The organism is Oceanicola granulosus HTCC2516 (assembly GCF_000153305.1).
GTDB lineage: Bacteria > Pseudomonadota > Alphaproteobacteria > Rhodobacterales > Rhodobacteraceae > Oceanicola > Oceanicola granulosus.
Window position 1 is genome coordinate 225,857 of sequence record NZ_CH724110.1, and the last position, 12,221, is coordinate 238,077.

Annotated in this window: 11 protein-coding genes and 1 pseudogene; 4 read left to right on the top strand and 8 right to left on the bottom strand. The window is 61.5% G+C overall.

Annotated features, from left to right (window positions below; all coding sequences use genetic code 11):
• Positions 1 to 8: 8 nt before the first annotated feature.
• The gene (locus OG2516_RS17915; RefSeq protein ID WP_040616327.1) at positions 9 to 242 is read left to right on the top strand and encodes an HGGxSTG domain-containing protein; all 234 of its coding nucleotides are present in this window, start codon (positions 9 to 11) and stop codon (positions 240 to 242) included.
• Positions 243 to 268: 26 nt separating this feature from the next.
• Here OG2516_RS17915 and OG2516_RS17920 read toward each other — a convergent pair whose 3' ends face one another.
• Together OG2516_RS17920 and OG2516_RS21010 are read right to left on the bottom strand one after the other, a co-directional pair.
• Positions 269 to 601, bottom strand: coding sequence for a VanZ family protein (locus tag OG2516_RS17920; RefSeq protein ID WP_050769209.1), 333 nt, complete (start codon positions 599 to 601; stop codon positions 269 to 271).
• 61 nt (positions 602 to 662) lie between these two features.
• The gene (locus OG2516_RS21010) at positions 663 to 929 is read right to left on the bottom strand and encodes a helix-turn-helix domain-containing protein (RefSeq protein ID WP_425357555.1); all 267 of its coding nucleotides are present in this window, start codon (positions 927 to 929) and stop codon (positions 663 to 665) included.
• An 8-nt stretch (positions 930 to 937) separates the two neighbouring features.
• Between OG2516_RS21010 and OG2516_RS19800 the strand changes: the two genes are divergently transcribed.
• Positions 938 to 1,861 carry a tyrosine-type recombinase/integrase gene (locus OG2516_RS19800; RefSeq protein WP_083788648.1) on the top strand — a complete coding sequence of 308 codons (924 nt, stop codon included), beginning with the start codon at positions 938 to 940 and terminating at the stop codon, positions 1,859 to 1,861.
• A gap of 123 nt (positions 1,862 to 1,984) precedes the next feature.
• Positions 1,985 to 2,917 (top strand): IS5-like element ISOgr3 family transposase, encoded by a 933-nt coding sequence (locus tag OG2516_RS17935; protein WP_007257056.1) that lies wholly within the window; start codon positions 1,985 to 1,987, stop codon positions 2,915 to 2,917.
• A 79-nt stretch (positions 2,918 to 2,996) separates the two neighbouring features.
• Here the strand turns inward: OG2516_RS17935 and OG2516_RS17940 are convergent, their stop codons facing one another.
• From OG2516_RS17940 to OG2516_RS20095, 4 genes are all read right to left on the bottom strand, one after another.
• A complete protein-coding gene (locus OG2516_RS17940) occupies positions 2,997 to 4,280 on the bottom strand; it encodes a glycosyltransferase family 4 protein (protein WP_050769211.1) in 1,284 nt (427 codons plus the stop codon).
• 4 nt (positions 4,281 to 4,284) lie between these two features.
• Complete coding sequence (locus tag OG2516_RS17945) at positions 4,285 to 5,610, bottom strand: heparinase II/III family protein (RefSeq protein ID WP_202795429.1); 1,326 nt, start codon at positions 5,608 to 5,610, stop codon at positions 4,285 to 4,287.
• 597 nt (positions 5,611 to 6,207) lie between these two features.
• Positions 6,208 to 8,328 (bottom strand): bi-domain-containing oxidoreductase, encoded by a 2,121-nt coding sequence (locus OG2516_RS17950; protein WP_007257060.1) that lies wholly within the window; start codon positions 8,326 to 8,328, stop codon positions 6,208 to 6,210.
• Positions 8,329 to 8,561: 233 nt separating this feature from the next.
• Complete coding sequence (locus tag OG2516_RS20095; RefSeq protein WP_156799439.1) at positions 8,562 to 9,623, bottom strand: glycosyltransferase family protein; 1,062 nt, start codon at positions 9,621 to 9,623, stop codon at positions 8,562 to 8,564.
• 116 nt (positions 9,624 to 9,739) lie between these two features.
• On the opposite strand from OG2516_RS20095, the pseudogene OG2516_RS19805 reads away from it, so the two are divergent.
• Positions 9,740 to 10,481 (top strand): annotated as a pseudogene (locus tag OG2516_RS19805) (IS5 family transposase).
• Here the strand turns inward: OG2516_RS19805 and OG2516_RS20580 are convergent.
• Together OG2516_RS20580 and OG2516_RS17965 are read right to left on the bottom strand one after the other, a co-directional pair.
• Positions 10,476 to 11,000 carry a hypothetical protein gene (locus tag OG2516_RS20580; RefSeq protein WP_217598187.1) on the bottom strand — a complete coding sequence of 175 codons (525 nt, stop codon included), beginning with the start codon at positions 10,998 to 11,000 and terminating at the stop codon, positions 10,476 to 10,478. The pseudogene OG2516_RS19805 and the gene OG2516_RS20580 overlap by 6 nt on opposite strands.
• 551 nt (positions 11,001 to 11,551) lie before the next feature.
• A partial coding sequence (locus OG2516_RS17965; protein ID WP_007257064.1) for a lipopolysaccharide biosynthesis protein occupies positions 11,552 to 12,221 on the bottom strand: 670 nt, incomplete at its 5' end.

A 12,221-nucleotide genomic window follows, 5' to 3' on the forward strand; every position in this document is an offset into this window, starting at 1 on the left:
CTGGGCCGATGCGGGCGAGCCGGCGCTGCGGCGCCCGAACGCGCAAGGGCACGCCCTGCCAAGCGCCGGCAGTGACCGGTAAGGCGCGCTGCCGGATGCATGGGGGTGCGGCGGGCTCCGGTGCGCCGAAGGGCAACCGGAATGCGCTGAAGCACGGGAAGTACACTGCAGAGGCGCGGGCGCTCAACGCGCATGTGCGCGATCTGCTGCGGAAAGGCCGCGAATTTATCGAGGACATCTGAGGAGCGGGTGGTGGTCGGGCTGACCCCTACTCGGCCGGTGCAGGCAGGTGCCGCGTCAAGCCGCGCCGGAGCGGACGAGACAGCAGGAGACCGACGCTCGACCCGATGAGAAGCCCCAGCCCGTCGGCCAGCGCATCCTTAGGGTCGCCGCTGCGCCCCACGTAAGGCTGCAGGACTTCGATCAGAACCCCGTACAGCGCGAGTACCGGCAGCAGGACGCACAGCAGACGCGGCGCAAGCGCGGCGACGGGCAGGGCGAGCGCGGCAAAGGCGATCAGGTGGTGGTGCTTGTCGCTGCCGGGGATGGCGTTTGGGGTAGTCAGGGGGAGCAGCGTCAGGACACCGATGACGAGCGCCAAGAGCGCCGTAAGAAGCAGGGCAGTCCAACGCCGGTTGAAGGCAAGAGTACGAGGCAAGCGGTTACTTCTCTGACGGAGGCACGGAGATGCGGATGCCGGGGCGGTCTTCGGGAGTGCCGATAAACTCGATGCCAGCAGCTTCCAAAGCTTTGCGAACCGCCTCGAGCGTCGAAGCATTGGCTGAGGGGACACCTTCGCTTGTTTCCATGCTCACTACAGTACGACGGGAAACACCACTTATTCTGCCAAGGTCTTCCGCAGACCAGCCGAGAGCGGAGCGTGCCGCACGAATTTGTACTGAAGTAAGCACTTGACCTCCATGCAACATTGCTCAATATGAGCAATATGCTGCATAAAACGAGCAATATTGCCGCATTGGACTGGCGTGCAGAGTTTGCCCGGCTGGAAGGTGCCTACGCCCCCGCGACCATGCGCTCTTATTACAGCGACGTGGGTATCTTCGTCCAGTGGTGCAAGGAGGAGGGCGTCACAGCTTTCCCTGCGGATGTCGCAACTGTCTGTGCTTTCCTCGAAGCACAAAGCCCGGAATTCGCTCCTTCGACAGTCCGACGACGGGTCTATGCGATCCGCAAGGCGCATCGGCTGTTACGTCTGCCGGATCCGACATGGGACGAAGAGATCAACCTTTCGCTTCGGCGAGTCAGGCGCACCAAGCTCTGTCGGCCAAAACAGGCCAAGGGACTCACCCGTGCCTATCTCGATCGCTTTCTCGCGGCTCAACCGGACACGCCATGGGGGCTGCGTAACCGCGCTATGCTGTCACTCGGCTATGAGTGCCTAACCCGCCGTTCCGAACTCGTCGCTCTACGCTCCGAAGATCTGCTCTGGCGCGATGATGGGACGCTGCGCGTCATGATCCGCCGCAGCAAGGCCGATCCCTTCGGGGAGGGGCGTATCGCGTTCACGTCGTCCCGCAGCCGGGAGCTGGTTGATGCCTGGCTCATCTGGCGGGGGCCGAATATCGTCCCCCTGTTTTGCCCAATCTATCAAGGCAAGGCGATCAAGCGTTCGCTCAGTTGCACCAGCGTTAAGCGCCTGATCAAGGAGGCCGCGAGTGCAGCTGGCCTCGACCCCTCGGTGGTGGCCGATTTCTCCGGGCATTCTCTCCGGGTGGGTGCTGCACAGGATCTGCTGGGCGCGGGACAGGATACGGCTTCGATCATGCGAGCCGGCGGCTGGAAGTCGGTTAACGTGCTCGCCCGCTACCTGGAGCAAGCTGAGCATAACGTTTGGGTATAGGATGGCTTCCTACGTCGACGCGTTCAGCTTTGTTCCGCTACGTCCAGAAGATAGCGCCGGCTCTGTTGCGCAAAGCCCGGGTGAGGGATTCATCTCGTGAATCCCGCGCGTTAGCCGGTCTGCATGAGCAGACCCATCCCGCCGAGCTACAAGACCAAGAACTGGCCGGCCTACAACGAAGCGCTGAAGCAGCGTGGCTCCCTGACGATCTGGTTCGATCCGGACATGGCCTGGGTGCCGCCGCCGACCGGCAAGCGAGGCCGTCAGCCGCAATATAGCGATGCTGCGATACAGACATGCCTGACGATGAAGGTCCTCTTCGGCATGGCGCTCCGGCAGACGACCGGTTTCGTTGAAAGCCTCCTGCGCCTGGTTGGCCTCGACTGGGCGGTGCAGGATTTCAGCACGTTGAGCCGGCGCCAGAAGGCCTTGGCCGTGACCATTCCCTACCGCAACTCGCAGGGGCCGCTGAACCTGCTGATCGACAGCACCGGCATCAAGGCCGAAGGTGAAGGCGAGTGGCACGCCCGCAAGCACGGTGGCGCGAAACGCCGCCTATGGCGCAAGATCCACATCGGCGTCGACGAGCAGACGCTGGAGATCCGAGCCCTCGAGATCACCGGGAGCAACGTCGGTGACGCGCCCATGCTGCCCGAACTGCTCAGCCAGATCCCGCCTGATGTGGAAATCGGCTCGGTCACCGCGGACGGTGCCTACGACACGCGCAAGTGCCACGACGCCGTCGCCGACGGAGGCGCCCATGCGATCATACCGCCGCGCAGGAACGCCAAACCGTGGAAGCCTTCGACCGCGGGCGCCATCGCCCGGAACGAGGCCCTCCGAGCATCAAAATACCTCGGCCGCGCCATCTGGCGAAAATGGAGCGGGTACCACCGCCGAAGCCGCGCCGAGACGAAGATGCACTGCGTGAAGCTCTTGGGGCAGAGCCTCATGGGACGCGACTTCGATCGGCAGGTCGCCGAACCTCAGATCCGCGCCGCCGTCCTGAACGGCTACACCGCGCTCGGCATACCTGTCACAGAGCCCGGGGCATAAGTGCGTCTGGGGAAAGGGGAGGTCCGCGCTTCACGTCCTTTGCGCAACAAAGCCCATGGGCGGGATGCCGTTGGTATTATCATTTGGCTGCATCATCGGACAAGCGCTCTGGGTTTAGCGGCTTCCGAGTGCTAGCTCCCGGCAGGCATTTCTCGACAATGCGCAGCATGTCACTGGCAAGCCTCCGGCGGTCGTAGCGATGCGCCGCAGGGGGGCCGCTGGCGGCAAGGCGTGACCGGAGGTCCGGATCATTGTGAAGCTGTTGCAAGATTGCCGCCAGCGCCGCGCCGTTCTCGGGCTCAAAGAGGATGCCGACTCCGTTCGTTTGGACGATCTCGGCTGACTCGCCTTCCACGCCGTGGAGGATAGGAATTGCCATCGCCATGCACTCGAAGATCTTGGACGGAATTACCGTGGTGAAGAGCTTGCGGCGGATCAGGTGTACTATGGAGGCGTCGAGTAGGGACCAGTAGCGGGGCACCTCCTCTTTCGGCACGCTGTCAAGGAAGAGCACATTGTCTAGACCTTCGGCCGTGGCCCTTGCCTGAAGGGCCGCTCGCGTCGCGCCGTCCCCCAGCAGGATGATGCGGAAAACATCCCCGTTTGGCACGGCCTTCAGCCGAGCAGCCGCATCAAGCAGCGTGCCAAGCCCGTGGGCCATCCCATGCGTGCCGATGTAGCCCGCGACGAACTTGCCTTCGAGGCCAAGCTCCTGCTGGAGCGCGGCGTCCTTGGGCAGGGGCTGAAAGCGAGAGGCGTCTACGCCGTTCGTGACGACGTGGATCTTGGCGGCGTCTATGCCGCGCTCTACAAGGTTCTGCTTAAAGGCTTGCGTGACCGAGATTATCGCAGTCGCTTTACGGTATAGGAATAGTTCTACTTTCTCGAGGGTGTCGAGGACGCGCGACTGACGCATCGCTCCGACCGCTCGTATTGACTCGGGCCAGATGTCCCGGAGCTCAAAGATCCAAGGGCGCCTCTTGAGGGCAGACACGGCCCAGGCTGCGCAGGCTGTAAAGAATTGAGGGGAGGTGCCAATAATGACGTCCACACGCCGGATGAAGAGTGAGGCCAGCGTGGCCGCCATCATGTAGCTCGTGTGGTCAAGGATACGCTTGGCAAAGCCTTCGTTGCGCGTGACGTAGCTCCAGACCCGGATCACCCGAATGCCGTCCATTACTTCGGATTGCCAGAGCCGGTTGCGGTAGCCTTCAAAGACCCGTCCCTTGGGAAAGTTCGGGGCGCAAGTGACGACAGTCACCTGGTGGCCAGCCTTCACCCATTCCCGGCAGTGCTCGAACGTGCGGCTTGCAGGGGCGTTCACCTCGGGCGGAAAATTGTCGGAAAGGAAGAGAATGTGCATAGCGTCAGGCCCAGTTGAGGGAAAGGGTGGCTTGTCCGTCTCGGAGGGGTACGACGAGGCAGGAGGTCGGTAGCGAAAGGCCAAACTCAGGGTGCCAGCTTGACCGCGCGATGTGGACGGATCCGCCCTCAGCTATCCAGCGGAGGCTCCGACCGTTTGGGAGGAGAAGGTGGCCGGCATGAGGCTCGTCTTGGAGGGCTTCGATGTCGGGGTGGAGGTGATAGCGAGCTTCGGCCTCGTCGCCGGCGAGGCTGTCGCTTACTCGGAGGCCCGTGGGGCCGAGCTCCCATCTACGCCGATGGACGGGGTGGCCAGGGAGATGGACATATCCGTCATGCGCACCCTCGGCCCAGAGGGTATCCGCATCCCCGCCAACCCCGGCGTCGATAACACGGGCGCGGCGACCAACGCGAAACCCGCTCCAGACTTCTGAGGAGTCGCAGTTCCCGAGCGTCACCGTGCTGTGGGCTGCCGTCCCCCGCTGGCGGAGCCGCTCTGCACCGAAGCCATATACTGAGGTCCCAGAGTTCACAACTACACGTTGTGTCCCAAGCGAGAGCTCGAAGGAGAGCGTGTCGGCATGGGCGTGCCCGGGAAGATAGTCTGGGCCGATGGGAGCGAGGTCGGCGAGAAGGACGGCCTCGTTCTTGGCCAGCCGGGCGTAACCAGAATTGGGGAGCCGCAGGGCGCCCGCGGGGGGATGTGGGACGACGAGGCCAAGCCGGCCGGCATACCCGGCGAGCTCCGCGTTCTCGGCCGCGATACCGAAAGCTGAGTCGTTGAAGAAAGCAATACGCCCGTCGGGGTGGCTCAAAATGGCGAGCCAGCCGAACATGAGAGACAGGCGCGCGCACCAGTCCGCGGCCGCGCGGGATAGGTCCACGTCATCGGGCCGACCGCGGGCCCGGACGAGGTTCACGAGATCAAGGAGGTCCTCAATGGCTAGCGCGTGGTACATCGGGCTCAGTTCGAACTGGCCGCCGTCTGGGAGGATCTGCTCGGGCACCTCGAGAGCGAGAATCGAGAGAGCCCGCTGGCGCCAGCGGGCGGCCTCTGGGCCGTCGAACCAGAGGCCCACGAAAAGGAGCGCCTTGGCGTTGGCGAAGAGGTGGTTTCCCAAAAGGTGCCATTCGAGCCGCTTTGTCAGCCAACGCGCTTGGACGGCGAGGCTCGCCACCGCCTCCGGGGGAAGCTCGTGGCCGGCGAGTGCCCATTTGATCCAGTTCACAATCCGAAGCGAAGTGGGGTAAGGCTCCCAGCCGGAGCCGATGCCGGGCGGGTTGGCGGCGACCCAGTCGAGGATCAGCGCTCGGTGCCAGCCAGCCCGCACCCCGGCCTCCTCGGCGTTCAGGTCATCAAAATAGTGTTGGTTATACCGCCAGAGCTTGGACCGAGCAGGGTCGTCCCAGCCGGTCTCAAGCAGGGATCCGTCCTCATTGAGGAAGCGGAAGGTCGTCGGGCTGACGAGGCTCGGGACACGCCGAGCTGGGGGGGTCCAGGGACCGGACGGCGCCGCGAGCGGCGGGGGTGGCGCGAAGTCGGGGCGGGGCTGGTAGAGGCGGAACCAGGCGCGGCCAATGATTTGAACAAGGCGCAGGTGCCGCGTCGTGCGCCAGAGGAGGGCCGCGCGGGCCGGCGTGAAAGTGGCGTTAGGCAAGGTGGCGCTCCAAGATCGTACTGTGCCATAATCGCGCCGGTCTGCTCGGCCGGAGTGCCCGGGCCGATCCCAAAGGACACGTCCGAGACACGCAGGCCAAGTTCAGGGAAGAAATCATCCGACAGGCGTGCGTAGAAATGCTGGCCCGTGTGGACGAAGCGGCAGCCGATCCGACCTTCCTCGGCCTGCCGCGCCTCAATGGCGCTGATTAGGGGCGCAATTTTAGCGAAATTCGGTCGCGTCCATGCGAGGCCGCCCCGGAGTGCGCTGTCAACGCAGAGCCTCTGCGATCTCAATGCTGAGGCGGCTGATCTCCAGCACCTCGGTGCGCGGGATCGGCGTGGGACCACCCTCGCGGACCGCCTGCATGAAGGCCGCCGCGCAGGCCGCCTGACCCTTGTCCTGCCGCCAGAGCCGCATCTTTCTGAACTCGGGCCAGCCCCAGCCGCGCAGCCCGACGAAGTTGTCGAGCTGGAGCACGCGTCCGGCGGCGAAAACCTCGAGCCGCTCTTTGGGGAAGCCCTTATTGCCGTTGGCGAGGTAATGAACTGTCCCCACTGAACCGTCCGCGAAGGTCAGGGTGATCGTCGCCTTGTCGTCGCGGACAGGGAGCGCCGGGTGCCGGCCAAGCGCCACCGCGTGGTGTGACAGGACCGGATGCCCGACGAGGTGGCGCAGCAGGTCGAAAAAATGGCAGCTCTCGCCGATGATGCGGCCGCCGCCCACGGCGGGATCCTGCGTCCAGTGGTCGGGGGGGATGACGCCAGCGTTAACGGTGAGGATCAGGCTCTTGGGTTCGGCGACAGCGGCAAGCAGTTTCTGCATCTGCACGACCTGCGGCGCGAAGCGGCGGTTGAACCCAACCATGACATGCAGGTCCGGGCGCTCGGCCGCCGCGGCCTCAATGCGGGACAGCTCGTCCAAGGTCAGGCAAAGTGGCTTCTCACAGAAGACGTGCTTGCCGGCCCGCAGGGCCGCCTCGACCTGACAGGCGTGGAGGTCGTGGCGCGTGGCGATCACTACCGTGTCCACGGCCGGGTTGGCTATCGCGGCGTCGCCGTCGGTGGCCGCCTCGGCAAAGCCGTACTTGCGGCCGAAGTGGACGGCGGTGACACCACCGCCGCTCACAACCGAGCGGAGCGAGGCGCGCGCCTTCTTGAAGGCGGGGATCAGGACGCGCCCGGCGTAGTTGCCTGCGCCCAGGACTGCGACGCTGCCCTTGGCGCGCGCCGGCGCCGGGGTGAGCGCGATGCGCGGCTGCGCGAGGCGCTCTGCTTGGCCCTCGGTTGGATAGCTCAGCAGGATGCCGAGCGACTGCTCTCCCGAGGTGAGGAGGGCCATGCCCTGTTCGCCCTGCTCGATTGGGAAGCGATGGGTGATGAGTGGAGCGGTGTCTAGCGCGCCGTTGGCCATCAGGTCGAGGACAGCCTCAAAGTTGCGGCCCTCGGTCCAGCGGACGAAGCCAACTGGGTAGTCTTGGCCGTCCTCCTCGTAAGAGGAGTCGTAACGGCCGGGGCCGTAGGAGCAGGAGACTTGGAAGGAGAGCTCCTTCTCGTAGAAGTCGGCGCGGCTGAGCTCGAGGCCTGTGACCCCGACGAGGACGATGCGCCCGCGCTGGCGGCACATCTGTGCTGCTTGCGATACCGGCTCGCTCGACTTCGTGGAGGCAGTGATGAGGACAGCGTCCACGCCACGCCCGCGCGAGAAGGCTTGCGCGGCGGCGAGCACGTCCTCGCCCGCGCCGACATTGACCGTTTCTGCGCCGAAGCGGCGGGCGAGCTCCAAGCGGGAGGGGTCGAAGTCTAGGCCGAGCACCCGGCAGCCCTGCGCGCGCAGGAGCTGGACAGTGAGGAGTCCGATGAGCCCGAGGCCCGTTACTACTACGCATTCCCCCAGCGTGGGCTGAGCGAGGCGGACCCCTTGGAGGCCGATGGCGGCGAGGACAGTGAAGCTCGCGGCCTCGTCCGAGACAGCGTCGGGGACCTTCGCGCAGAGGTTCTTTGGAACGGCCACGACTTCGGCGTGCTTACCGTTCGAAACGACGCGGTCGCCTAGCTCAAATTGTTCGACGCCGGGGCCCGTCTCGGCGACGCGGCCGACATTGCAGTAGCCGAGCGCCAGAGGCTGGTCGAGCTTGGAGCGGATGGCTTCTAGAGTAACGGCGACACCGTCGGTGCGCGCCTTCTCCAAGACCTGCCGTACCTTGTCGGGCTGAGAGCGGGCCTTGGTGATCCAGCCGGCCTTGCCGAACTCCGCCAGCATTCTCTCAGTGCCCGCTGAGACGAGCGTGGTGGTAGTGTGGATCAGGAGTTCGCCGCGGCGGGCGCGGGGCGCCGGCACCTCTTCTAGGCGGGTGCTCCCATCCTTGAGGGACTGGAGAAGCTGTTTCATCCCCACCTCTCACTATGTGTAGAGTAGTTTAACGGCTTCGTTCTGCTGTCGTCACCCAACTTTACTCGATATCTAAGTTTAGCCATGCCTGACTTCTTCTCCACAGCGCCAGCAGAAGAACCTCAGAAACTGGCGAGATTTATATATGCTACACCCAGAGCTACTGCAATACATGCACGCCTGATTTCGGATGAATTGGAGAAACATGATCTTGAACTTTCAAGGCCTCCGCATCATCCTGAACTTCGCCGCTGCTCATGACTGGATAGCAAAATGGCCTCATAACGCTCCCACGCATAATCCCTTAGTACGTGCTCCTCGAAGCAGAAAGATGTTCTACTACGGAAGAGAAGTCTTGACAGATCATCAAAGTCGATCTCCCCCTCCTCCTCCACTAGCATCCCTATTCCCAATTCCTCAACCACCCGGCTAGCATATGTCCCCGTCGAAATTATCACGGGAGTTCGTGTGTGAAGCGAATCGAATATCTTGTTTGGGCTTGCGTTCCTGTTGTTATCATTGTGGAGAGGATAAATCGCAAGCAAGTAGTCAGCGTCGGAAGCGATCCGGCTGTTCACATCGGCCTGGGGCAGTACGCCGATATAGGTGACTCTCGGATGGTCTAACAAATTACTTGTATAAGTATCGTAGATCCAACCGGCCGCGACAACCGATATCCTCTCATCCGCAGAAAGCAGCTTCTCGATGAATGACGACCCCCGATCCTTGGACAGGGATCCGACGTAATATATTACCAGAGAGCCTTCCCTCGTGGCGACCTTATTAGGATACTTTGCCATTCTCGGAACATTTGGGATGACAATCGACTTTCTCCGCGCAAACTTCGGCAGCAACTCTTTTCGGTTGTCATCTGTAACTATGATCACCTGAGGGAGCCAGTACAGAATTCGCTTGGCAAGATAAGCTTTCTCGCCGGGCTTATTCATCCTCAGAAATATCGAGTCGAAAACGTCCAAGACAACCCACTTTCTGAGGAGGAAAATATAGAAGATCGCAAGAAGCTCCTCATTGACTACGTGTACCGACGCATCTTTATACCGGACTAGCTCTACGGCCACTGTCAGGACATATCGTACCAGAGGCACGACCGCTCGCGGGCTTCCTGCCGCCAGATGATAAGACTTGCAACCAGCTAGAGCAGCTCCAGCATTTTTCCCCGCCCTCATGAATCCGTAGAAGTGCACGTCATAATGTTCAGACAGCGTACGGAGCTCCTTTGAAATTCTCGCGTCAGAACCATCATTCGTAGAAACGTACAAAAGATTCTTTCTCATCGCATTCCTCAGTGTGCGGAAGCAGAGCTCCGGTGAGTGGGTCCCGTGCCCTAGGCTCAGGACCCATTAATTTCAGGCGAAGGGCGTGACTCACCGCGCGAAAGTAGAGCGGTGACATGTCTGATCTCTTCTGGCTGAGCGAGGCGCAGATGGCGCGCCTGAAGCCGTACTTCCCTAAGTCCCATGGCAAGCCGAGAGTCGACGACCGGCGCGTCTTAAGCGGGATTATCTTCGTCAATCGCAATGGGTTGCGCTGGCGCGACGCGCCGAAGGAGTATGGTCCTCACAAGACGCTCTACAACCGCTGGAAGCGGTGGAGCGACAAAGGCATCTTCGCGAAGATGATGGCGGAGCTGGCTGCCGAGCACGGCGAGAAGAGTGATGATCGACGCCACCTATCTGAAGGCCCACAGAACGGCGTCCAGTCTGGGCGTCAAAAAAGGGGGGCGTGGCCGCCTGATCGGGCGCACCAAGGGCGGCATGAACACCAAGCTGCATGCCATCTCCGATAGCCAGGGACGTCCGCTCGACCTGTTAGTAACGGCAGGTGAAGTGAGCGACTACATCGGGGCGCGGGCGCTGTGCGACAGCCTTCCGGTGTCGATTGGCTGCTCGAGGATCGCGGCTACGACGCCGACTGGTTCCAGGAAGCTTTGAAAGACAGGGGGATACGTGCCTACATCCCCGGACGAAAACAACGGAAGACGCCGGTGAAGTATGACAAGCCGCGCTACAAACGTCGAAACCGCATCGAGATCATGTTCGGCAGGCTAAAGGACTGGCGGCGCGTTGCCACGCGCTACGACAGATCCCCCAAGGGCCATCGCTCTCGCCGCTATCGTCATCTACTGGTCATGAGTCCTGAGCCTCGAGCAACTTGCGGCTCCCTTGAGCGCGTACCGTGGCAGCGACGCCAATAGCGCTCTCCGTCTCCCATTCCAGATTACACCTCAGGACGGAGATTATTTCACTGTTATGCGCATCCGATGCTCCCGGGGTCGGCTTAAGGGGAACTTGCTCCTCCGGGAAAAAGACGCTCAGCGGGAAGGTGGTCTTCATATACTTCCCGAAACGGTTCTCAAGAACCACAAGGGGCTTTCTGGCGGCAACGGCCTCGAAGGCAGGACCGCTCACCTTGTTTGCGTGGGGGAAGAAGACCACCATGAAGTCGCAGCGAGCCACCGCAGTTCCGTAGTTGGTAAAAAACTGCTGGGTAACTACGTTATCCTCCGCGGACTCTCTGTTGCTCTTGCAGACGAAGAGCACCCCCTTATTTGCGCGCGCATATCCTTCGATGCTCTCTAGCGGAACACTACCACTAGGACAGAAAGCAACGGCATCGTATTCTCCTCCGGCTCCCCGGATGATAACACTCATCTCGTCCGTCTGGTCCGCTGAACTTGCCGGGGGAATGCACGGATGCGGCACGTAAGTAGCTGACAGCCCGATCGCTTGGTATGCGTCTCGCAAGTAGGGCGTAAAGGCCATCCGCCGGACCTTCCGCGAAGACAGCCGGTGTAAAACCTTCCGGACGAAGTTTGATGGCGCCGTGTTGTGTTCAAAGCAGATCAGATCCACTCGTCTGAACTCTGCAATTCGCGACAGTAGCGGCAGGGCAAGAAGGTCATAAGACAATAACACTACCTTCTCATGCTTCCTAAACATCAGGATCCTGGCCACACGAACTGCCGCTGCGCATCGTTGTAGAAGGCCGCCCACAACCGGGCGCGGACCTAACGCACGAGGCTCGTAGTCCGAATACGAGGCACAAAGGCCCTGCGACACATAAAGCCGATCGTGCTGTCGGAAAAGATTTCGAAGGTAAAACCTGTTTAGAGTGACATGCGTACTAACTGACAACATGTCTATAAACGCAACACCGCGCCGTTGAAGAGGCCGTGCGCAAGCCGCTGGCTGCTCCGTCGGCTTCATCTGAAGGCCGTCCTCAGCTTGACCAGCGAAAGCGCAGCTGTGACGCTCGCTGCAAGAAAGTGCCCCGCGATTATCGTGACTAGAAGTAAATTGAGTGATTTGAGCTCTGCCACAACTAAACAAGCCAATACGGTAACGACTCCGAAGGTGGCATAGGCTACAGCGACCACTCTCGATAACGAGAGTGCGACTGCCAACAGGACCGAAACTGTGTCCAGCGCGATGACGAGAAAATATAGAGCGATGAACGGCATCAGTTCTGAGGCGGCAGCGTACTGGTCGTTGAAAACTAGGTGGATTACCTCGCCCCCGTAGAGCAAAATGACCGTTGTCGCCAGCAAAGTCGGTGCGAAAACCGTAATCACTAGCGAGCAAATCTGCTTTCTGAAAGCTGCTCGATCCCCGTGTTTGATGCACTGCGTGATCGTCAAGCGCCACGTTCTTGTAACCTGCGCGAAAAAGAGGGTCGAAAGGGGTACGAACTGCCAAGCCGTGGAGAAGATGCCCAGTTTCTCGTCACCGAGCTGGTGAAAGATCGTAATTCGAGTGAAGCCACCGTAGGCAAACTTCGACATATTGAAGGCCAAGATAAAAAACCCTTCCTTATAGACGCGCGACAGGGCCGTCACTTCCACCCTGATGCCAAACTCCCTGTTGTCGGAGTAC